Annotated in this window: 17 protein-coding genes and 3 pseudogenes; 12 read left to right on the forward strand and 8 right to left on the reverse strand. The window is 68.2% G+C overall.

What is annotated here, in order from left to right; genetic code table 11:
- Window positions 1-115: 115 nt before the first annotated feature.
- On the forward strand, window positions 116-871 hold the full coding sequence (locus L2X99_RS02320; protein ID WP_236125231.1) for an IS30 family transposase: 756 nt from the start codon (window positions 116-118) through the stop codon (window positions 869-871).
- Here the strand turns inward: L2X99_RS02320 and L2X99_RS02325 are convergent.
- Window positions 868-2215: pseudogene (locus tag L2X99_RS02325) on the reverse strand (IS256 family transposase). The gene L2X99_RS02320 and the pseudogene L2X99_RS02325 sit on opposite strands and share 4 nt — an antisense overlap.
- A 64-nt stretch (window positions 2216-2279) precedes the next feature.
- On the opposite strand from L2X99_RS02325, the pseudogene L2X99_RS02330 reads away from it, so the two are divergent.
- Window positions 2280-2672, forward strand: a pseudogene (locus L2X99_RS02330) (IS30 family transposase); the annotation flags it as partial.
- 9 nt (window positions 2673-2681) lie between these two features.
- On the opposite strand, the gene L2X99_RS02335 reads toward L2X99_RS02330, so the two are convergent.
- Both L2X99_RS02335 and L2X99_RS02340 read right to left on the reverse strand, forming a co-directional pair.
- Window positions 2682-3874, reverse strand: a protein-coding gene (locus tag L2X99_RS02335) for an IS3 family transposase (protein ID WP_236125095.1) whose coding sequence is annotated in 2 segments (ribosomal slippage) — window positions 2682-3587 and window positions 3590-3874 — 1191 coding nt in all. Because the reading frame shifts where the segments join, the coding sequence is not laid out codon by codon here.
- A 143-nt stretch (window positions 3875-4017) separates the two neighbouring features.
- Window positions 4018-4245, reverse strand: a complete 228-nt coding sequence (locus L2X99_RS02340) for a hypothetical protein (RefSeq protein ID WP_236125230.1) — start codon at window positions 4243-4245, stop codon at window positions 4018-4020.
- A 299-nt stretch (window positions 4246-4544) separates the two neighbouring features.
- Here L2X99_RS02340 and metG point away from each other — a divergent pair.
- The 3 genes and pseudogenes from metG (at window position 4545) to L2X99_RS02355 (ending at window position 7721) form a co-directional block, all read left to right on the forward strand.
- Window positions 4545-6117, forward strand: a pseudogene (gene metG, locus L2X99_RS02345) (methionine--tRNA ligase).
- A 93-nt stretch (window positions 6118-6210) separates the two neighbouring features.
- Window positions 6211-7101: a TatD family hydrolase gene (locus tag L2X99_RS02350; protein ID WP_236125228.1), complete on the forward strand. Its 891-nt coding sequence runs from the start codon at window positions 6211-6213 to the stop codon at window positions 7099-7101.
- A 41-nt stretch (window positions 7102-7142) separates the two neighbouring features.
- Entirely contained in the window at window positions 7143-7721 is a 579-nt protein-coding gene (locus L2X99_RS02355) for a GNAT family N-acetyltransferase (protein WP_236125227.1), read from the forward strand.
- Here the strand turns inward: L2X99_RS02355 and L2X99_RS02360 are convergent.
- Both L2X99_RS02360 and L2X99_RS02365 read right to left on the reverse strand, forming a co-directional pair.
- Window positions 7718-8983, reverse strand: a complete 1266-nt coding sequence (locus tag L2X99_RS02360) for an MFS transporter (RefSeq protein WP_236125226.1) — start codon at window positions 8981-8983, stop codon at window positions 7718-7720. The two genes, L2X99_RS02355 and L2X99_RS02360, sit on opposite strands and share 4 nt — an antisense overlap.
- A gap of 34 nt (window positions 8984-9017) precedes the next feature.
- Window positions 9018-10475 carry a sugar porter family MFS transporter gene (locus L2X99_RS02365; RefSeq protein WP_442923485.1) on the reverse strand — a complete coding sequence of 486 codons (1458 nt, stop codon included), beginning with the start codon at window positions 10473-10475 and terminating at the stop codon, window positions 9018-9020.
- Between the two features lie 76 nt (window positions 10476-10551).
- Here L2X99_RS02365 and rsmA point away from each other — a divergent pair, with 76 nt between their 5' ends.
- The 3 genes from rsmA to L2X99_RS02380 are packed head-to-tail and all read left to right on the forward strand — an operon-like array spanning window position 10552 to window position 13430.
- The gene (gene rsmA / locus L2X99_RS02370) at window positions 10552-11394 is read left to right on the forward strand and encodes a 16S rRNA (adenine(1518)-N(6)/adenine(1519)-N(6))-dimethyltransferase RsmA (protein ID WP_236135588.1); all 843 of its coding nucleotides are present in this window, start codon (window positions 10552-10554) and stop codon (window positions 11392-11394) included.
- A gap of 31 nt (window positions 11395-11425) precedes the next feature.
- Window positions 11426-12490, forward strand: a complete 1065-nt coding sequence (mgrA, locus tag L2X99_RS02375) for an L-glyceraldehyde 3-phosphate reductase (RefSeq protein ID WP_236125225.1) — start codon at window positions 11426-11428, stop codon at window positions 12488-12490.
- 7 nt (window positions 12491-12497) lie between these two features.
- Window positions 12498-13430, forward strand: a complete 933-nt coding sequence (locus L2X99_RS02380) for a 4-(cytidine 5'-diphospho)-2-C-methyl-D-erythritol kinase (protein ID WP_236125224.1) — start codon at window positions 12498-12500, stop codon at window positions 13428-13430.
- A 224-nt stretch (window positions 13431-13654) separates the two neighbouring features.
- On the opposite strand, the gene L2X99_RS02385 is transcribed toward L2X99_RS02380, so the two are convergent.
- The 3 genes from L2X99_RS02385 to L2X99_RS02395 are packed head-to-tail and all read right to left on the reverse strand — an operon-like array spanning window position 13655 to window position 15004.
- The gene (locus L2X99_RS02385; protein ID WP_236125223.1) at window positions 13655-13978 is read right to left on the reverse strand and encodes a YciI family protein; all 324 of its coding nucleotides are present in this window, start codon (window positions 13976-13978) and stop codon (window positions 13655-13657) included.
- 22 nt (window positions 13979-14000) lie between these two features.
- Complete coding sequence (locus L2X99_RS02390) at window positions 14001-14375, reverse strand: nuclear transport factor 2 family protein (protein ID WP_236125222.1); 375 nt, start codon at window positions 14373-14375, stop codon at window positions 14001-14003.
- A gap of 17 nt (window positions 14376-14392) precedes the next feature.
- Window positions 14393-15004 carry a dihydrofolate reductase family protein gene (locus L2X99_RS02395; RefSeq protein WP_236125221.1) on the reverse strand — a complete coding sequence of 204 codons (612 nt, stop codon included), beginning with the start codon at window positions 15002-15004 and terminating at the stop codon, window positions 14393-14395.
- A gap of 158 nt (window positions 15005-15162) precedes the next feature.
- Here L2X99_RS02395 and L2X99_RS02400 point away from each other — a divergent pair, with 158 nt between their 5' ends.
- The 4 genes from L2X99_RS02400 to L2X99_RS02415 all read left to right on the forward strand — a co-directional run bounded on the left by L2X99_RS02400 (window position 15163) and on the right by L2X99_RS02415 (window position 20423).
- Entirely contained in the window at window positions 15163-15300 is a 138-nt protein-coding gene (locus L2X99_RS02400; protein WP_236125220.1) for a hypothetical protein, read from the forward strand.
- A gap of 159 nt (window positions 15301-15459) precedes the next feature.
- Window positions 15460-16692, forward strand: coding sequence for a threonine/serine exporter family protein (locus L2X99_RS02405; protein WP_236135589.1), 1233 nt, complete (start codon window positions 15460-15462; stop codon window positions 16690-16692).
- A gap of 42 nt (window positions 16693-16734) precedes the next feature.
- A complete protein-coding gene (locus L2X99_RS02410) occupies window positions 16735-18609 on the forward strand; it encodes an ABC-F family ATP-binding cassette domain-containing protein (protein WP_236135590.1) in 1875 nt (624 codons plus the stop codon).
- A gap of 92 nt (window positions 18610-18701) precedes the next feature.
- Complete coding sequence (locus tag L2X99_RS02415) at window positions 18702-20423, forward strand: Na+/H+ antiporter (protein ID WP_236135591.1); 1722 nt, start codon at window positions 18702-18704, stop codon at window positions 20421-20423.
- Window positions 20424-20468: the final 45 nt, after the last annotated feature.

The following is a 20468-nucleotide window of genomic DNA, read 5'->3' on the forward strand; positions in this document are numbered from 1 at the left end:
CGATGCATCGGTTGGTGTGGAGGTCGTTATGGCGTATTCGGTGGCGGTTCGGGATGCGGCTCTGCTGGCGGTGTGTCGGGGTCTCTCGTTCGGGGGCGCGGCACGGGTCACGGGCGTGTCCGACAACACGATCGGTGTGTGGTGGCGGGACAGTGTCGGCATGCCTGTGTATCGCCGCCAGAAGCCTGTGCCTGATCCGCTGCGCCCTGACTCTGTCCCAGGGCGCGGGTTGACCCTCGAGGAACGGATCGAGATCCAAGTCGGTGTCCGTGCGGGCCTGTCACAGCGAGCGATCGGCCGGCTGATCGGGCGGGATCAGTCTGTGATCTCTCGGGAGCTTGCCCGCCATCGCGGCCCGGACGGCCAGTATCACGCTGCTGTCGCGGAGTTGGTTGCGCAGCGTGACCGGCGGCGTCCAAAGGAGTTCAAGCTCATCGCGAATCCGGCCTTGGCCGCGCAGATCACGGAGTGGGTCGATGACGGGTGGAGCCCGAAGCTGATCGCGACGATCCTCGAAATCGACCACCCGGACGAGCAGACTTGGCGGGTGAGTCACGAGACGATCTACCAAGCCCTCTACGTTCAAGGGCGCGGACAGTTGCGTCAGGACCTGGCCCGTCAGCTGTCCACGGGCAGAACCTCACGCAAGACTCGCGACGGTGCGGCTAAGCGCTCATCGAGCCCTTTCAAAGAGGCGTTGAAGATCAGCCAGCGCCCTGCGGAGGTCGAAGACCGTGCGGTCCCTGGGCATTGGGAGGGGGATCTGATCCTCGGGTCCGGGAACAGGTCTGCGATCGGGACCCTGGTCGAGCGGACCACCAGATTGAGCTTGTCAAGTTGTCTGTGTAAGCGGGATTCGGTCAGGGGTTAGAGGTGGGGGTTGATGCGGTCGGGGTAGGCGAGGGCGAGTTGCTCGAGCGCGCGTTTCCAGTTCGTCGTGACTTGCCCCTCGACGAGCCGTCCGGACGCTTTGCGGCGGCTGGCGGGTAGCCCGCGTTCCTTCTGACGGTCGCGGGCTCGCTTGTCTTCGATGTCGCAGATCGCGAGCCAGAGCAGCTTCACGACGGCCTGATCGTTCGGGAAGTGCCCGCGGGACTTGGTGACCTTGCGGAGCTGGTAGTTCAGCGACTCGATCGAGTTGGTCGTGTAGATCACCCGTCGCAGCTCGGGCGGGAAGGCGAGGAACGGAGTGAACCGATCCCACGCGTCCTGGAACGACTTCACCGCCGACGGGTAACGCCGGCCCAGTTCCGAGTTCTCGAACGTCTCCAGCGCTTCGAGCGCGGCGTCCTCGTTCGCGGCCTGGTAGATCGGCTTGAGCGCCGCGGCGACGGCCTTGCGGTCGCCGTAGGCAACGAACCGCATCGCCGCGCGGATCAGGTGCACGACGCAGGTCTGCACCGTCGCTTGCGGCCAGGTCGCCGCGATCGCGTCGGGGAACCCGGTCAGCCCGTCGCAGCAGACGATGAGCACGTCGCGGATGCCGCGGTTGGCGAGTTCGGCGCAGACCGTCGCCCAGAACTTCGCTCCCTCGGTCTGCTGCACCCAGATCCCGAGGACATGCTTGATGCCGTCCATGTCGACGCCGACCGCGATATGCGCGGCCTTGTTGCGCACGTGCCCGCCGTCACGGACCTTCACGATGATCGCGTCCAGATAGATCACCGGATACAGCGCCTCCAGCGGCCGGTGCTGCCAGGCCAGGACCTCCTCGAGGACCTGATCGGTGATCTTCGAGATCGTCTCGTGAGACAGATCCGTGCCGATCGTGTTCGCGAGGTGATGCTGGATATCGCGGATCGTCATTCCACCGGCGTAAAGCGAGATGATCATCCCGTCCAGCCCATCCAGCCGCCGCTCGCCCTTGGGGACCAGCATCGGGGTGAAGGTGCCGTTCCGGTCGCGCGGGACGGCGAGGTCGATGTCACCGATCTCGGTCAAGACCGTCTTCGGCGTCGTTCCGTTCCGGGAGTTCGGGTAAAGCGGCGCTTCCGGGTCGCCGCCGGTCGTAGCCCACGTGCTCGGTCAGCTCTGCGTCCAGGCCCCGCTCCAGCGCGGCCTTCAGCATCCCACCGAGCAGCCCCTGCTCACCGGTCAGCGGCTCGCCCGCGTCGATCTTCGCGAAGATCTCATCCAACGCGCCCGACGACTTCAGCTGGTCCGCGATCTCCTTCTGCCTGCGACGACGCTCCTCGCGCTCCGGACTGACTGCCATGGTTTCCATACTGTGCTCCTTCGAGCTGAGACCTCACCCCTTACACAGAACATCTGACACCCTCACCAGATTCACGATTCTGCTGCACCTGCCTGACTGCCACACGGCCGATCAAGTCGCCCGCGCGATGATCCGCGAGATGGGCAAACTGCCCGACCATCTGCGCCGCTCGATCACCTGGGACCGAGGAACAGAGCTTGCTGACTACGTCGACATCCAGCTCGATCTGCAGGCACCGATCTACTTCTGTGATCCGCACTCGCCCTGGCAACGCGGCACGAACGAGAACACCAACCGGCTCCTCCGACACTGGTTCGCCAAGAGCAGCGACCTGTCACTCTGGACCGCCGACGACCTACGCCACGTCGCCGACAAACTCAACGCCCGCCCGCGCCCCACCCTCAACCTGAGAACGCCCGCCCAAGCACTCAACGGGGTCTGCTGCACGGATAGGTGACAGTTTCGGTTAGGCCGCGAGGGCCAGGTTCTGGTTCATGATGGTCTCGAATTCGACCGGCGTCAAACGGCCCAGACGTGCTTGCCGACGGCGCCGATGGTAGGTCCGTTCGATCCAGGTCACGATCGCGATCCGCAGCTCTTCCCGGGTGGCCCAGGACCGCCGATTGAGGACATTCTTTTGCAGCAGCGCGAAGAAGCTCTCCATCGCGGCGTTATCACCGGCCGCGCCGACTCGGCCCATCGAGCCGACCATACGGTGACGAGCCAGCACCCGGATGACCTTCCGGGAACGGAACTGACTGCCCCTATCGCTATGCAGCACGCAACCGGCGACGTCACCGCGCAGCGCGGCGGCGTTGTTGATCGCGTTCACGACCAGCCGGGACTTCATCCGCGAGTCGATCGAGTAGCCGACGATCTTGCCCGAGAACACGTCCTTGACCGCGCAGAGGTAGAGTTTGCCCTCGCCGGTGCGGTGCTCGGTGATGTCGGTCAGCCAGAGCCGGTTCCGGCTGTCAGCGGTGAACTCGTGTCGGACCCGCCCGTCCTCGTCAGTCACCGCGCACAGGTCGTCGTGGACCGGCGGTCCGGGCCTCTTGCCGTTACGTCCCTTCTTCTTCCCGAACGCCGACCACCAGCCGTTCGCTGACGTGATCCTCCACGCGGTCCGGTCCGCCATCGGTTCCCCGGCGTCGCGGGCCTCGTCGGCCAGGAGACGATGCCCGAACTCAGGATCGTCACGGTGCGCGTCGAACAGCGCGTTTGCCCGATACGCCTCCACCAGCTCAGCATTCGTGATGGGGTCGGCCAGCCACCGGTAGTAGGGCTGGCGGGAGAGCTTGAGGACCCGGCACGTCACTGCGACGGGGATCCCGTCGGCAGCGAGCTCTGTCACGAGCGGGTATGTCATTTTCCCGGCAGATGCGCCTGAGCGAAGTACGCCGCCGCACGACGGAGCACCTCGTTCTCCTGCTCCAACAGCCGCACCCGCTTGCGCAACTCGCGAGCTTCGTCAGCCTCGGCCCGGGTCGCGCCGGGCTTGGCGCCGTCTTCCACATCGGCCTGGCGAAGCCAGTTCTGCAGGCACGTCTCGCTGATTCCGAAGTCGGTCGCGATCTGCTTGATCGACACACCGTCCTCGCGCTGACGAGCCACCCGCACGACATCGTCGCGGAACTCACGGGGATAGGGCTTGGGCATGATGACATCCTCCCAGCAGCGCACTCAGCACCACAGATCAGGTGTCACCTATGCGTGCAGCAGACCCACGAGTTCCTCCTCGCTGCCTGATGCACACACCACTTGACTTCCAGCATCCGAGATGCTGCAGATCTCCGAGACGGTCAGCGCCGACGGAGCATGATGATCCGATACAGCGCGAAACCGGCCGCGAACGTGCAGATCCCGGCGAGAACCCAGGCGGCCGGCCAGCCGATCGACGGCACGCTGGTGCAGTAGCTGGCGTCGGGATCGCTCGAATCGAAGCACTCCACCGATGATCCGGTGAAGGGTGCGATCGCGACGATCACCGCGATCGCGATCACCCCGATCCAGATCCACAGGCGCCCCACTGCGCCGATCCCCCGAGCTCCAGACTCTCCCATGCCCCATACCCAACCCTCGAACGCACGCCGAGGCAACCCCACATCCCCCAATCCCGAAGCGCCGAGGCCCTCGACCAGAAGCTCAAGCGCGCCGGGATGTTCCCGGAGCGAGCATCGGGGAGGAGCGAAGCGGAGGGGCCCCGCTCTGCGAGCGCAGGGAACGTCCCGAAGCGCGAACCTCTCCGCATCCGATCTCGTCACGCCCCAGCATCCGCCCAACCGTCACGCGGAAAACCCATACCCCGATCCCGCCTAGAATCGAACGCATGCCCGCAGGCGAATCGTTCTACATCACCACGCCGATCTACTACCCAGTGACGTGCCGCACATCGGCCACGGCTACACGTCCGTCGCCGTGGACACGCTCGCGCGCTGGCACCGCCAGTCGGGGGACGACACCTGGATGCTCACGGGCACCGACGAGCACGGTCAGAAGATGCTGCGGGCGGCAGCGGCGAACAGCGTCACGCCGCAGGAGTGGGTGGACAAGCTCGTCACCGAGAGCTGGTTCCCGCTGCTGAAGACGCTCGACGTCGCCAACGACGACTTCATCCGCACCACGCAGGAGCGGCATGAGCGCAACGTGCAGGTCTTCTTCCAGAAGCTGTACGACGCGGGCTACATCTACGCCGGCGAGTACGAGGCGCTGTACTGCGTGGGCTGCGAGGAGTTCAAGCCCGAGTCCGAGATCGTCGACGGCACCGGTCCGTTCGAGGGACTGAAGGTGTGCGCGATCCACTCCAAGCCGCTCGAGCTGCTGCAGGAGAAGAACTACTTCTTCAAGCTCAGCGAGTTCCAGGACCGCCTGCTCGAGCTCTACAAGACCGAGCCCGACTTCGTGCGCCCGATTCGGCGCGCAACGAAGTCGTCTCGTTCGTCAGCCAGGGTCTGAAGGACCTCTCCATCTCCCGCTCGACCTTCGACTGGGGCATCCCGTTGCCCTGGGACGAGTCGCACGTGATCTACGTGTGGGTCGACGCGCTGCTGAACTACGTGACAGCGATCGGCTACGGCTCCGACCAGCAGACCTTCGACCGCCGCTGGCCGGGCTACCACGTGGTCGGCAAGGACATCCTGCGCTTCCACGCGGTGATCTGGCCGGCCATGCTGATGGCCGCGGGTCTGGACGTGCCCAAGGGCGTGTTCGCGCACGGCTGGCTGCTCGTCGGCGGCGAGAAGATGTCGAAGTCGAAGCTCACCGGCATCGCACCGACCGAGATCACCGACGTGTTCGGCTCGGACGCGTACCGGTTCTACTTCCTCTCGGCGATCGCGTTCGGCCAGGACGGCTCGTTCTCGTGGGAGGACCTGTCCGCCCGCTACCAGGCGGAGCTCGCGAACGGCTTCGGCAATCTGGCCTCGCGCACGGTCGCGATGATCGAGAAGTACTTCGACGGCGTCGTGCCGACTCCGTCGGAGTACTCCGAGCAGGATCTCGCCGTGCAGCAGGTCGTCGTGGACGCGGCGAAGAACGCGGATGCCGCGATCGACAGCTTCCGCATCGACGAGGGCATCCGCGCGATCTGGACCATCGTCGACGAGCTGAACGGCTACATCACCGACAACGAGCCGTGGGCCCTGGCCCGCGACGAGTCCCAGCGCGACCGCCTCGCGACCGTGCTGTACACCTGCGCCGAAGGGCTGCGCGCGCTCGCGGTGCTGCTGTCACCGGTCATGCCGCAGTCCACCCAGAAGCTCTGGGAGGCTCTCGGCGCCGAGTCGCTCGGCGCGCTCACCGCGCAGCCGATCCGCGAGGCCGGCGCCTGGGGCATCCTGCAGCCCGGCACGCGGGTGAGCGCTCTCGCTCCGCTGTTCCCGCGTGTGGAGCAGACCGTCTGACATCCGACGCGTTTCGTCTCGCTTCGCTCGCTCAACGACCGGGATGAAACTTCCCGGTCGTTGAGCGACGAGCGAAGCGAGGAGACGAAACGCATGGCAGACACCTACGTCAAGGAGCGGTCCGCTGACGGGCGCAAGGATCTGCGCTACCCGCCGGCGCCGGAGCCTCTCACGGTTCCCGTGTACGACAACCACGCCCACCTGGAGATCACCGACGGCCCTTCGACGGGTTCAGGGGCCCAGGGGCTGAGCCTGACCGAGCAGCTCGACCGTGCCGCCGCCGTCGGGATCGCCGGTGTCGTGCAGGCATCCGGCGACATCGAGTCGTCCCGCTGGGCGGTCGCCGCTGCAGAGCAGGACGCCCGCGTGCTGGCCGCCGTCGCGATCCACCCGAACGACGCTCCCGTCTACGCCGCCGATGGCCGACTCGACGAGGCGATCGCGGTGATCGACGAGCTCGCCGCCCGTCCGCGCACCCGTGCGATCGGGGAGACCGGACTGGACTACTTCCGCACCGAGGAGCCAGGGCGCCCCGCGCAGCACGAGTCCTTCGAGGCGCACATCGCGCTGGCGAAGAAGCACGGCATCGCGATGCAGATCCACGACCGCGACGCCCACGACGACGTGCTAGAGACGCTCACGAGGGTCGGCGCCCCCGAGCGCACCGTGTTCCACTGCTTCTCGGGCGATGACGCCATGGCGCGCATCGCCGCGGATGCCGGGTACTGGCTGTCCTTCGCGGGCAACGTCACGTTCAAGAACGCGCAGAACCTGCGCGATGCGCTGCACGTGACGCCGCTGGAGCGCATCCTCGTCGAGACGGATGCCCCGTTCCTGACCCCGGTGCCACTGCGCGGTCGCCCGAACGCCCCCTACCTGGTGCCGATCACGGTGCGGTTCATGGCCGCGGAGCTCGCCATGGACGTCGACGAGTTGTGCGCGCAGCTCGCCGCCAACACGCTCGAGGTCTATGGGGCGTTCTGATCAGGTCAAGGCCGTCGCGGAATCACCACTAATCTGGGCGAGTGCGTTTCCTCGATGAGATCACCCTGGACGACGGCCGTGTGCGGCTCGAACCGCTCGGCCACGAGCACGCGGAGGACCTGGCGTGCGCAGCCGCCTCGTTGAAGCCGCTCTGGTACACCTTCGTCCCCGCCGCGGATGCGGTGCCCGCCGAGATCGACAGCCGGATCGCGCTTCGCGACTCCGGGATGATGAATCCGTTCGCGGTGCGCCGGCTGTCCACCGGCGAGGTGGTCGGCATGACCACGTACTGCAACATCGATCAGCCGAACCGACGCGTCGAGATCGGCTACACCTGGATCGGCGCCTCCGCGCAGGGCTCCGAGGTCAACCCCGCCATGAAGCGCCTCCTGCTCGCTCACGCCTTCGACGAGTGCGATGCGATCGCCGTCTCGCTGCTGACGCACTTCCACAACCGGCACTCGCGCGCGGCGATCGAGCGACTGGGCGCCAAGCTCGACGGCATCCTGCGCAACCATCGGATCATGCCGGACGGATCGCTGCGCGACACTGCTGCGTACTCGATCCTCCCGAACGAGTGGCCGGCGGTCCGCAACGGGCTGGACGCCCGACTGGCTTAGACCTCCGCGACCGGCTCTGTGCCGATCACCGGCTTCGCGGCGGCGACGTGGCCGATCGAACGCCACATCAGCAGGAGCGTGATCGCCGCGCCGGCGAACGCGAACCACCACGGCGCTGTGAGCCCCCAGACCTCCGCGATGACGCCGCCGAGCGCCTGACCCAGCACCATGCCGCCGAACACGCCCACCATGTTCACCGAACCGACCCTGCCCTGCAGCTCGTGCGGGACCAGCCGCTGTCGCACAGTCGTCGAGATCGTGCCCCAGACGAAGGCGTACGCGCCGAAGACGAACAGGATCATCAGGGCGACCCATCCGGTTGTGGTCAGCGCCATGGCGAGATGCATGAGCACCTCGAGCGTCAGGCAGACCCGCATCAGCGTCGCGAAAGACACGTGCCGCTCCAGCCAGCCGAAGCTCGCCGTCGCCAGCAGGCCGCCGAGCGCGGATGCCGTCGTCAGCGCACCGTAGCCGACCGGTCCCATCCCGAGGTGCTCGGTGGCGTACAGCACCAGCACGCCCCAGGGGGCCGCCCAGGTGATGTTGAACGCCAGGATGATGATGATCAGGGTGCGCACCGGCTTGTTGCGCCACGCCCAGCGGATGCCCTCGGCGATGTCGTGACGGATGTGCGTCTTCCCGGCATCCGGGTTCTCCCGGGCCGGCACCGGCTGCCGAGCGATGCGCGACACCAGCAGCACCGCGAGAGACACGCACAGCACCTGCAGCAGGAAGGGCCAGAAGCTGCCGATCGCGAACAGGAACGCGCCGAGCGGAGGACCGGCGAGCTGGTTGGCCACCAGGAACCCGGCCTGCAGCCGGGCGTTGCCGATCCCGAGGTCGGCCGGCTTCACCATCATCGGCAGCAGCGTGCTGCTCGTGGTGTCGGCGAACACCTCTGCCGTGCCGTACAGGAACGAGACGGCCAGCACGATCCACACGTTCGCGGTGCCGGTGACGAGGAACACCACCAGCGCGAGCACGACCACCGCGCGGATACCGTGAGCGAGCATCACCAGCATCCGGCGTTCGACGCGATCCGCGATCGCGCCGGCGTACAGGCCTAAGAGCAGCCAGGGCAGGAACTGCAGCATCGCCCCGGACGCCACCAGGATCGGCGAGGAGGTCATCGAGGCGATCAGCAGCGGGGCGGCGGCCAGCGCGATGCCGTCGCCGATGTTGCTCGTCCACGCCGCCGACATCAGCCAGCGGAAATCACGCCCGAGGCGGCGAGGTGCGATCAGTTCGCCGAGGGAGGTCACCGCACGAGCCTAGGGCACGCCTCGGACAGCGCAGTCACTCCACGGTGCGGGTCCCGGCGCGGATGAACAGCGTCTCGGTCTGTTCGATGTCCATCCCCTTCGTCTCGGGGATGCGCCAGGCCACGTACGCGAACGACAGCGCCGCGAACACGGCGTACATGCCGTACGTGAGCGGCAGCGACCACGCGGACATCGCCGGGAACGAGATCGTGATGAGGAAGTTCGCGATCCACTGCGCGCCCGCGGCGACCCCGAGGGCCTTGCCGCGGATGCGGCTCGGGAAGATCTCGCCCAGCAGCACCCAGACCAGAGGTCCCCAGGACGCCCCGAATCCGATCACGAACACGTTCGCCGCGATGAGGGCGATCGGCCCCCACGGTGCGGGCAGGCTCACCGCACCCTCGGCGTCGGTCGTCGAGAACAGGAAGGCGATCGCCATCAGCCCGAGCGACACGGTCATCAGCACGGAGCCCGTGAGCAGGATCGGCTTCCGGCCCACGCGGTCGACGAGGAAGATCGCGACGAGCGTCACCAGCACGTTCGTCACCGAGGTCGCCACGCTGATCGCGAAGGAGTTGCTCTCGTCGAATCCGACCGACTGCCAGAGGCTCGTCGAGTAGTAGAAGATCACGTTGATGCCGACGAACTGCTGGAACGCCGACAGGATGATGCCGACCCAGACGATCGACTGCAGTCCCAGCACCGGACCGCGGATCGAGACGCCCGCGTTCTTGCGGTCCGCCTCGATCGCGTTCTGCAGCTCGTTGATCGTCAGCTCCAGATCGGCGGCGGGGATCAGGCGGGTGAAGATCGCCCTGGCCTCGTCACGGCGTCCCTTCGACAGCAGGAAGCGCGGGGACTCCGGAACGGTGAAGGAGAGGATGCCGTACACGGCCGAGGGGACCACACCGACCAGGAACATCCAGCGCCACGCTTCGAGTCCGAACCACAGCGTGCTGTCCGCACCTCCGGCGGCACTGGCGAGCAGGGCGTCGGAGAGCAGCGCGGCGAAGATTCCGAGCGTGATCGCGAGCTGCTGCAGCGATGCGAGCGCTCCGCGGATCTGACGCGGCGCGATCTCGGCGATGTACGCCGGAGCGACGACGGAGGCGATGCCGATGCCGAGACCGCCGATCACCCGCCACAGCGCGAGGTCCCACGGCGAGAACGCCAGACCCGCACCGACCGAGCTGACGAAGAACATCACGGCGCCCAGGAACATGACGCGCAGCCGGCCCCATCGATCCGAGAGGTTGCCCGCGATGACCGCTCCGACCGCACAGCCGAGCAGCGCGATCGCGACGATGAAGCCGGTGATCACGTCGTTCAGCGCGAAGTCCTTCGAGATCGAGTCGACGGCGCCGTTGATCACCGAGGAGTCGAAGCCGAACAGGAACCCGCCGACGGCGGCAGCGATCGAGAGCCCTATCGCCCGGCGGCCGTACGGGCTGCGCAGCGAGAAGACGTCTGAGGGGATCGATCCTGTGGTCATGATGGTCAGGCTAGACCCGCGTCGAGAAGCGATGTCGACGATCGAGCCCCGTGTCGACGATAGGTACAGTGAACGGATGACCGTCTCTCTGCTCGGCGCCGCCGACATCCGCCGCCTCGCCGCCGAGCTCGACGTCACGCCCACCAAGAAGCTCGGGCAGAACTTCGTCGTCGACGCGAACACCGTGCGCAAGATCGTGCACGCCGCGGGTGTTCAGGCGGGGGAGCGGGTCGTCGAGATCGGACCCGGGCTGGGCTCGCTCACCCTCGCGGTCCTCGAGACCGGGGCATCCGTCACCGCCGTCGAGATCGACCACCGCCTCGCGGAGCGGCTGCCGAGGACCGCCGCCGAGCAGGGCGTGCCGGATGGCGCGCTCACCGTCGTCGACGCCGACGCGCTGCGCGTGACCGAGCTGCCGGGCGACCCCGAGGTGCTCGTCGCCAACCTGCCCTACAACGTTTCGGTGCCGGTGCTGCTGCACTTCCTCGAGACCTTCCCCGGCATCACTCGCGGTGTGGTGATGGTGCAGGCCGAGGTCGCCGAGCGCCTCGCGGCGAAGCCCGGATCGAAGATCTACGGAGCGCCGAGCGTCAAGGCCGCCTGGTACGGCCCATGGCACCTGCGCGGCACGGTGTCGAGGCAGGTGTTCTGGCCCGTGCCGAACGTCGACAGCCTGCTCGTCGGATTCGAGCGGGATGCTGCGCCGCGCGGTTCCGAGGACGAGCGGCGCCGTACCTTCGCGATCGTGGATGCCGCCTTCAACCAGCGCCGCAAGATGCTCCGGCAGGCGCTGTCGGGCCTGTTCGGCAGCTCGGCCGAGGCATCCGCCGTGCTCGAATCCGCCGGCGTGGCGCCGACGGCACGCGGTGAGGACCTCACCGTCGAGGACTACCACCGCGTCGCGCTCGCCGCCGACTGAGGTCTCCTCTCCGAGCCGGTAATCTTGCGGGATGACCGAGCCGCGCTTTCGTCCGGACGTCCCGGAGATCCACCGTCCCTATGCCGCCGATGAGAGCCGCTACGGACAGTTCGCCTATCGTCAGGTCGGCACCTCCGGGCTCTACCTGCCGCCGATCTCGCTCGGCCTGTGGTGGAACTTCGGTGACAACATCCCGCTCGACAACCAGCGCTCCCTGCTGCGGCACGCCTTCGACCGGGGCATCACGCACTTCGACCTGGCGAACAACTACGGCCCCCCGTACGGCTCCGCCGAGAAGAACTTCGGGCGCATCCTCGCCGAGGACCTGAAGCCGTACCGCGACGAGCTCATCATCTCGTCGAAGGCCGGCTGGGACATGTGGCCCGGACCCTATGGCGACCTGGGCAGCCGCAAGTACATCCTGGCCAGCGCCGAGGCGTCGCTGACCCGGATGGGCCTGGACTACGTCGACATCTTCTACTCGCACCGCGTCGACCCGGTGACGCCCGTCGAGGAGACCATCGGCGCGCTCGACACCCTGGTGCGTCAGGGCAAGGCGCTCTACGTCGGCATCTCGTCGTACTCCGCCGAGCGCACCGAGGCGGCGGCCTCGGTCGCGCGCGAGCTGGGCACCCCGCTGGTCATCCATCAGCCGTCGTACTCCATGCTCAACCGCTGGATCGAGGACGGCCTCACCGACACCCTGCGCACCGAGGGCATGGGAGCGATCGCGTTCACCCCGCTCGCACAGGGGCTGCTGACCGGCAAGTACCTCGCCGACGGCACCGCCGAGCGCGCGCAGAAGCGAGGCTCGCTGCCCGACCGGCCGCTCTCCGAGCAGGGCCTCGCCGTGCTGCGCGATCTCAACGACATCGCCGTCGAGCGGGGGCAGACACTCGCGCAGTTCGCCCTGCAGTGGACGCTGCGCGATCCGGTCGTGGCCTCGGCACTGATCGGCGCCTCGCGCCCCGAGCAGCTCGACGAGAACATCGCCGCGGTGAACGGACCCGGGTTCAGCACCGAGGAGCTCGCCAGGATCGACGGGATCGCGAACGGCATCGACGTGAACCTGTGGTCCACCTCGTCGGATCTGTGAGCGTCCGATGAGCTTCGCGGAGCGCTCGGATGCCGTGCACGTGCGGGCCCCGGGCAAGATCAACATCTACCTCGGAGTCGGCGGCCGCCGCGACGACGGCTATCACGCACTCGCGACGGTCTTCCAGGCTGTCTCGCTGTACGAGGACGTCTATGCGACCCCGGCATCCGACTTCTCGCTCACCGTGTCGGGCGACGTCGATGCCGGAGCCGTGCCGCTCGATGACCGCAACCTCGCGATGCGCGCGGCGAAGCTCGTGGCGCAGACGGCAGGGGTGACCGAGGGCGTCGCGCTGCACCTGCGCAAGAGCGTGCCGGTCGCCGGCGGCATGGGCGGCGGTTCGGCGGATGCAGCGGCCGCGCTGGTCGCCTGCGATGCGCTCTGGGGCACCGAACTCGGGCCGCACGCGCTGCACGACCTGGCGTCCCGTCTGGGAGCCGATGTTCCGTTCGCCCTGCACGGCGGCACCGCCGTCGGCACCGGTCGCGGTGAGCAGCTCACGCCGGCGCTCGCGCCGGGACGCTTCGACTGGGTCCTGGTGCCCAGCGACGAGGGCCTCTCCACTCCGGCGATCTACGGCCGCCTCGACCGGCAGCGCGCGGCCACGGGGGCGCTCGCCGACGATCCGCCGCTGTCGCTCGACGTGCCGATCGCCGTGCTGCAGGCGCTGCGTGCGGGCGATCCTCTCGCACTCGCCCCCGGAATGATCAACGATCTCGAGCAGGCGGCCGTGGCCGAGCGGCCCGAGCTCGACCACATCCTGGCCGAAGGGGTGCGCGCCGGTGCGCTGACCGGCGTCGTCTCCGGCTCCGGTCCGACGATCGCCTTCCTGTGCGCCGGGCCCGAGGCCGCCCAGGCGGTGCAGGACGAGCTGCGCGCGATCGGGCGCGAGGCCCTGCATGTGCATGGCGCCGTGCCGGGCGCTCGCATCATGCTCTGACCGCGATCGGGTCCCGAGCGCGGCTTCTGGGTCCCCGAGTGCAGCTTCTGGGTCCCTGGCGCAGCTTCTGGGTCCCTGGCGCAGCTTCTGGGTCCCTGAGCCCGTCGAAGGGTCGACGCTTCGACAGGCTCAGCGACCCACTGTCCTGAGGCTCAGCGACCCGCTGTCCTGAGGCTCAGCGACCCGCTGTCCTGAGGCTCAGAGGCCGCGCATCCGCGCGACGGTCATGCGAACGGTCGCACCTCGATCTTCCGATCGCAGATCGCCGACGCCTCGGACGCAAGGGCGAGCGCGACATCCAGGTCGGGTGCCTCCCAGACCCAGACCCCGGCGAGGTACTCCTTCGACTCGACGAACGGGCCGTCGGTGACGACCGGCACCTCGCCTCGGTTGTCGACGACGGTGGCCGCATCGGTGTCGGCGAGTCCGCCCGCGAACACCCAGTGACCATCGGCGATCAGCCGCCTGTTGAACTCGCTGATCTGCGGGCGTCTGTCCGAGTTGCCCGGGGTGGTTCTGTCCTCGATCACAGAGACCAGATACTGCATGTGGGCATCCTCTCCTTCTGTCTCAGGCCTTCAGATAGCCGCGGGCCTCGACGATCCTGCCGTCGCGGACGCGAATGAGGTTCACGCCTCGGACCCAGTCGTTCTCTCCGCTTCCCCAGCGCAGCCGCCACGGAGCCACGGCGAGGTCGCCGAGGATCTCCGCGGGCTCCGTCGAGAAGGAGAGGCTGGAGTCGCCCGCGAGTTCGGACCAGCGGGAGAGACACGCCTCCCGGCCCTCGCGGCGGATCCCGGCGGGAGGCGGACTCGTGTCCTCGATGACGCAGTCGTCGGAGATCAGGTCCTCCAGGAGCGTGGGGTCGTGCAGTCGGAATGCCCGATTGTAGCGGTCCAGCACCTCGTGGATGGTGCGCGGCCGGGGGCTCTGGTCGGCATGCATGTCGAGGGATCTCCTGTTCAGAATGTCGCGTACTCGGGACGGCCGGCGGGCCGATAGGTCTGGATCATCACGCCGCGGGAATCGGAACGGGACGACACGAGGTCCAGGGCGACATCCCGCCCCGAGCCGGCGAAGAGACGCGCGCCCTGCCCGAGAACCACCGGGACGGTGATGAGCTCCATCTCGTCGATGAGGTCGTGCTCCAGCAGCCACTGGATGAGACGGCTGCTCCCGTGCACCTGCAGCTCGCCGTGCCCGCTCTCCTTCAGTTCCCTGACCGCGGAGAGCAGATCCGCTCCGAGGACTGTCGTGTTCGCCCATTCCGGTTCCGTCAGTGTCGTGGATGCCACGTACTTCGGCTTCGAGTTCAGGGCCACGCCGATCGGGTGCTGTCTCAGGTCGTCGACGGTTCCCCAGAACCGGTGCATGATGTCGTATGTCCGGCGGCCGAACAGGAACGCGTCGGCGCGCTGGAAGGTCGCGGTGATGTGATCGCGCGTCGAGTCGTCACCCGCGCCGCGAGCCCACCCGCCGCGTTCGAATCCGGTCTCGCGGTCCTCCTCCGTCGTACCGCCATTGCCCTGAGTCACTCCGTCGAGTGTGAGCTGTGTGATTGTCGTGAGTCTCATCGAGTCGGTCTCCTGACTTCGGCGCCCGCCATTCGGGTGCCGTTCACAAGGACGACGAACGGACTCAGCCGGATACGACACCCGGCACGGGATGTCGCGCGCCGCTGCGCAGGGCCGACGAACGCACGGCAGACGGACGCGACTAACCTGGATGCGACATGGCACATCTCTTCGGGGCCGAAGGCCTGCATCTCGAGTGCTCCACCCGCGCAGTCCTCGACTCTGTCACGCTCGGCGTGCGGGAGGGCGAGTCAAGCCTGCGCGTCCTGCTCGCGCTGACGGTGGTCGCCACATGATGATCGTGCCGAAGGGCTGGCGGGTGCGCCTCACGCGGATGGTGCACGTCGACGCCGCCTCGCGCCCGATGACCGAGGCCATCCTCTCGGTGGACGAGCAGTACGCGCGACGGGTGATCGATCTGTCGATGCGCATCGCCGAGGCGCTGATCGCGGTCGGTGCCGGCGGCCAACGAGGTCGTGCTCTCGGCGACCCGTGTGACCAGAGCGCTCGGCATCCTGCCGGTGCACATCGACATCACCTTCAACTCGATCGCCGTGTCGTACCACGGCGGAGAATCCGACCTGCCCTTCACACTGATCAGGGTGGTGCGCGCGCCCGTGCCCGACCACTCCAAGCTGCAGCAGCTGCAGGCGCTGGTGGCCGAGATCGAATCCGGCCTGGATCTGGATGAGGCCAGGATCCGCTTCCATGTGATCCGCAGGATGCCGTTCCGCTACCGTCCGGCCGTCATCGTCCTGGCGCAGGGCCTTCTCGCGGTCGGCGTGTGCCTGCTCTACGGAGCATCGTGGACGACGACCCTGATGGCGCTGCTGGCTGCGTGCAGCGCCGCGCTCACTCAGCGCGCAATGGCGCGCCTGCACGTGCCCTTCTTCTTCTCGCAGGCCACGGGTGCTCTTGTCGTCACCGCCTGGGCGGCTGCGACGAACGTGCTGCGCGCGAACGGCGTCGCGCTGTTCCAGGACGCCAGTCCCGGCATCATCGTGGCCGCCGGGATCGTGCTGATGCTCGCCGGCATGTCTGTGGTCGCCGCGGCGCAGGACGCCATCGACGGCTTCGCCCTGACGGCCGGCGGTCGCATCCTCGATCTCGCCCTGCTCACCCTCGGCGTCGTCATCGGCATCGTCGGCGGGGTTTCGCTCGCCCAGCGGCTCGGGATGGGGTTCCCGCTGTCCTCGGATCCGCCCGCGCTGGGACCGGTCGCCATGCAGGTCGCCGGTGTCGTGCTCATCGCGGTCACCGTCGCGGTCTGGAACGGGGCGACGGCGCGCACCATCCTCGTCTCGGCGCTGCTGGGCAGCGTCGCGTGGGCGGGCTACAGCGCCGCAGTCGCCGGTGATATCGGCGTGCCGATGGCCAGCGCGATCGGCGCCCTGATCGCCAGCTTCGTCGGCACCCTCATCGCGCACCGGCTGCACGTGCCGTCGATCGCCGTCACCACAGCGGCCATCGTGCCGATGGTGCCCGGCTCGGTCGTCTACCGCGGCCTGCTGCGCATCGTCGAAGCGCAGGATGAGGCCGTCCCGCTGATCCTCGGGTTCTCCGACCTGTTTCAGGCCGGTGCCATCGGGCTCGCGCTGGCGTCCGGGGCGACGCTCGGCCTCGTGCTCGGCGCGCCGGTGCGCGACACCCTGCAGAGCGTCGTACGTCGGCGGGGTCGCATCCGCTGACGCAGCGGTCGCCCTGCTCGCACGGGATAGCCTGGATGCGACATGGCACATCTCCTCGGGGCCGAAGGCCTGCATCTCGAGTACCCCACCCGCGTCGTCTTCGACTCGATCACTCTCGGCGTGGAGGAGGGCGACCGCATCGGCATCGTGGGTCGCAACGGTGACGGCAAGTCGAGCCTGCTCGGCATGCTCGCCGGCATCCGCGAGCCGGATGCCGGTCGCGTGACGGTCCGCGGCGGCACCCGCATCGGCGTTCTCGACCAGGGCGACACCCTCGACGACGCGCTCACGGTGGGCGCCGCAGTGGTCGGTGACACCCCCGAGCACGAATGGGCCGGGGATGCCCGCATCCGCGATGTGATCTCGGGACTGGTGGCCGACCTCGGCTGGGACACTCCCGTCGCATCGCTCAGCGGCGGCCAGCGCCGCCGCGTGTCGCTCGCGAAGCTGCTGGCCGGCGACTGGGACGTGCTCTTCCTCGACGAGCCCACGAACCACCTCGACGTCGAGGCCATCACCTGGCTGGCCGGGCATCTCAAGAACCGGTGGGCGAAGAACTCCGGCGCGCTGCTGGTCGTGACCCACGACCGGTGGTTCCTCGACGAGGTCTGCAACGCGACCTGGGAGGTGCACGACCGCATCGTGGAGCCCTTCGAGGGCGGCTACGCCGCCTACATCCTGCAGCGCGTGGAGCGCGACCGGATGGCGGCGGCGTCCGAGGCCAAGCGGCAGAACCTGGCCCGCAAGGAGCTCGCCTGGCTGCGCCGCGGCGCGCCGGCGCGCACCAGCAAGCCGAAGTTCCGCATCGACGCCGCCAACGAGCTGATCGCCGACGTGCCGCCGATCCGTGACTCGGTGTCGCTGCAGTCGCTCGCGGTCTCGCGTCTGGGCAAGGACGTCGTCGACCTGCTGGATGCCGGGGTCTCCTACCCTTCGACGGGCTCGGGGACCGCGGTGAAAGAGGTGCTGAGGGACGTCGAGTGGCGCATCGCGCCGGGCGAGCGCACCGGCATCCTGGGCGTGAACGGCGCGGGAAAGTCCACCCTGCTCGGCCTGATCTCGGGTGCGGTGCAGCCGACCAGCGGCCGGGTCAAGCACGGCAAGACCGTGCAGGTGCGCACGCTGACGCAGCGTCTCGACGAGCTCGACCAGCACTGGAACGATCCGGTGCGCACCGTGATCAACGGCCTGCGGACCTCGTACACCTTCGGCCCTTCGACAGGCTCAGGGACCCAGAGCTCCAAGACTCAGGAGCTCACCCCGGGGCAGCTGCTCGAGCGCCTCGGCTTCACCTCGGCCCAGCTGTCCACACCGGTGAAGGATCTCTCGGGTGGACAGCAGCGCCGACTGCAACTGCTGCTCGTGCTGCTCGATCAGCCCAACGTGCTGATCCTCGACGAGCCGACGAATGACATGGACACGGACATGCTCGCGGCCATCGAAGACCTCCTCGACTCGTGGCCGGGCACGCTGCTGGTCGTCAGCCACGACCGCTACTTCCTGGAGCGCGTGACCGACCAGCAGTACGCGATCCTGGACAAGCACCTGCGGCACCTGCCCGGCGGCGTGGACGAGTACCTGCGACTGCGCGCACTGGAGCAGTCCGCGCCCTCGGTCGTTGAGCGAGCGACGGTCGTTGAGCGAGCCGCAGGCGAGTCGAAACGCAGAGACGAAACGCCCGCAGCATCCACTCTCGACGGCGCCGCCCGCCGCACCGCCGAGAAGGAGCTCGCCGCTCTCGAGCGCAAGATGCAGAAGCTGAACGGCGACATCGACAAGGCCAAACACGCGCTCGCCGACCACGATCAGTCCGACTATGCCGGCCTCGGCGAGAAGATGAAGGCGATCCAGGCGCAGCAGGACGAGGTGGAGGAGCTCGAGCTGCGCTGGTTCGAGCTCACCGAGCAGCTCGGCTGACACTTCTGAGGCTCGCGAGTTCCGCCATCCGGGAATAGCGTGAACGTGCCGCGGACTTGTGTCCGGTACGGAACAGCCATCCGGGAGGCACCATGGAAGGTCTCGAGGTCACCGTCCTGCTGGGGGCGACCATCGTCGTCGGCGCGATCATCGCGCCGCGGATACGGCTCGCGCTGCCGCTCGTGCTCGTCGTGCTGGGCCTGCTGCTCGGCTTCGTGCCCGCGCTGCGCGAGATCCAGTTGCCGCCCGAGACGGTGCTCCTGCTCTTCCTGCCGGTGATGCTGTTCTGGGAGAGCCTGACCACCTCGCTCCGATCGATCAGACGCGACTTCCGCTACATCCTGCCGATGAGCACCGTGCTCGTGGTCGCGAGCGCCTTCGCCGTCGCCGGCATCGCCGTGCTGTTCGGACTGCCGTGGGAGGCGGCACTGATCCTGGGCGCCGCCGTCGCGCCGCCGGATGCCACGGCCGTCGCCGCCCTCGGACGGCTGCTGCCGCGGCGCATGTTCATGAAGCTGAAGGCCGAGAGCCTCACCAACGACGGCACGGCGCTCGTGCTGTACGCGATCGCCGTGTCGCTCGCGATGGGCGCGCACATCACGCCGCTGTCGGTGACGTGGATGGTCGTGGAGTCCTATGTCGGCGGGATCGCCGCGGGCGTGGCGGTGGCCGGGCTCGGATTCCTGGTGCTGCGGCGGATGACGTCGACGATCGTGATCAACGTCACGCTGCTGCTCCTGCCATTCACCGCGTTCCTGGTGGCTGAGCTGGTCCAGGCATCCGGCGTGCTCGCGGTGGTCGTGGCCGGCCTGATCGTCGCGGCGGTCGCGCCGCGGATGACGACGGCGGCGTCGCGCCGGCAGGCGGACGCAGCCTGGCCGTTCGGCGTGTACCTGCTCAACGGCGCGCTGTTCGTGCTGATCGGCATCGAGGTGCAGTACGTCGTGCACGAGATCTCGGCGGCGATGATCGGCTGGCTGGTGCTGGTGACCCTCGCCGTGTGGCTGGTGCTGCTGGTGGTGCGCCTGCTGTTCCAGACCCTGACCGTCCCGTTCGCCCGCGGCGCCTCCCCGCTGCGCGGTCGAACCAGAGCGAGGGCCTGGATCGTCAGCACGGTGGCGGGGATGCGCGGCGCGGTCTCACTCGCCATCGCGCTCTCGGTGCCGCTGGCATCCGGCGACGGGGGAGCCGTGCAGGGCAGGGACGCGATCGTGTTCGTCACCGCGGGCGTCATCCTGCTCAGCCTGCTGGTGCAGGGTCCGCTGCTGCCGGCGGTCGTCCGCTGGGCGAGGATCCCTGCCGATCATGCCGAGGACGAGGAGTACGAGATGGCCGAACGCGCCATCTCGGGCGCGGCCCTCGCCGCGCTGGACGAGCTCGCCGCACAGCAGGGCGTGAGCGACGAGGTGCGCGACCGCGCGCGTCGGGAGGGATACGAGGCACTCGAGCTGGCGAACGCCCGAACCCTGGAGCGCGAGCGAGCCCTCGTCGACGCCGAGGTCGGGGCGATGGAGGCCCTGCTCGACGAACCCGATCCGCTCGCCCTCGAATCAGCCGTCGACCCGACCATCGCCGGTCCCACGGCGCCCCTGCAGATGCTCGCCGTCTCCACGAACGTCGACCTGCTGCAGCGCTCGCCACTGGTGCGTCACGACGAGGCCACCCGTCTCAAGCTCGCGCTGATCGAGCGCAAGCGCGACGTGCTGCACGGACTGCGCCGTTCCGGCACCGTCGACGATCTCATCGTGCGCCGCATCGCCGCGCGGATGGATCTGGAAGAGGTGCGCCTGCGGGGGATCGAGGAGGTCGGCTGAGCAGCGTGCACCCGCTGTGACGCCGTGTGACGGCTCGATTCGGAT

The sequence above is a fragment of the Microbacterium sp. KUDC0406 genome, from assembly GCF_021582875.1.
Classification (GTDB): Bacteria; Actinomycetota; Actinomycetes; order Actinomycetales; family Microbacteriaceae; genus Microbacterium.

What these genes read in the sequence shown, in the direction of transcription:
- rsmA (WP_236135588.1), top strand. Translation starts at nt 10,552, where the DNA reads ATGACCGTCTCTCTGCTCGGCGCCGCCGACATCCGCCGCCTCGCCGCC.
- mgrA (WP_236125225.1), top strand. Translation starts at nt 11,426, where the DNA reads ATGACCGAGCCGCGCTTTCGTCCGGACGTCCCGGAGATCCACCGTCCC.
- L2X99_RS02415 (WP_236135591.1), top strand. Translation starts at nt 18,702, where the DNA reads ATGGAAGGTCTCGAGGTCACCGTCCTGCTGGGGGCGACCATCGTCGTC.
- L2X99_RS02380 (WP_236125224.1), top strand. Translation starts at nt 12,498, where the DNA reads ATGAGCTTCGCGGAGCGCTCGGATGCCGTGCACGTGCGGGCCCCGGGC.
- L2X99_RS02410 (WP_236135590.1), top strand. Translation starts at nt 16,735, where the DNA reads ATGGCACATCTCCTCGGGGCCGAAGGCCTGCATCTCGAGTACCCCACC.
- L2X99_RS02400 (WP_236125220.1), top strand. Translation starts at nt 15,163, where the DNA reads ATGGCACATCTCTTCGGGGCCGAAGGCCTGCATCTCGAGTGCTCCACC.
- L2X99_RS02385 (WP_236125223.1), bottom strand. Translation starts at nt 13,978, where the DNA reads ATGCAGTATCTGGTCTCTGTGATCGAGGACAGAACCACCCCGGGCAAC.
- L2X99_RS02350 (WP_236125228.1), top strand. Translation starts at nt 6,211, where the DNA reads ATGGCAGACACCTACGTCAAGGAGCGGTCCGCTGACGGGCGCAAGGAT.
- L2X99_RS02390 (WP_236125222.1), bottom strand. Translation starts at nt 14,375, where the DNA reads ATGCATGCCGACCAGAGCCCCCGGCCGCGCACCATCCACGAGGTGCTG.
- L2X99_RS02395 (WP_236125221.1), bottom strand. Translation starts at nt 15,004, where the DNA reads ATGAGACTCACGACAATCACACAGCTCACACTCGACGGAGTGACTCAG.
- L2X99_RS02365 (WP_442923485.1), bottom strand. Translation starts at nt 10,475, where the DNA reads ATGACCACAGGATCGATCCCCTCAGACGTCTTCTCGCTGCGCAGCCCG.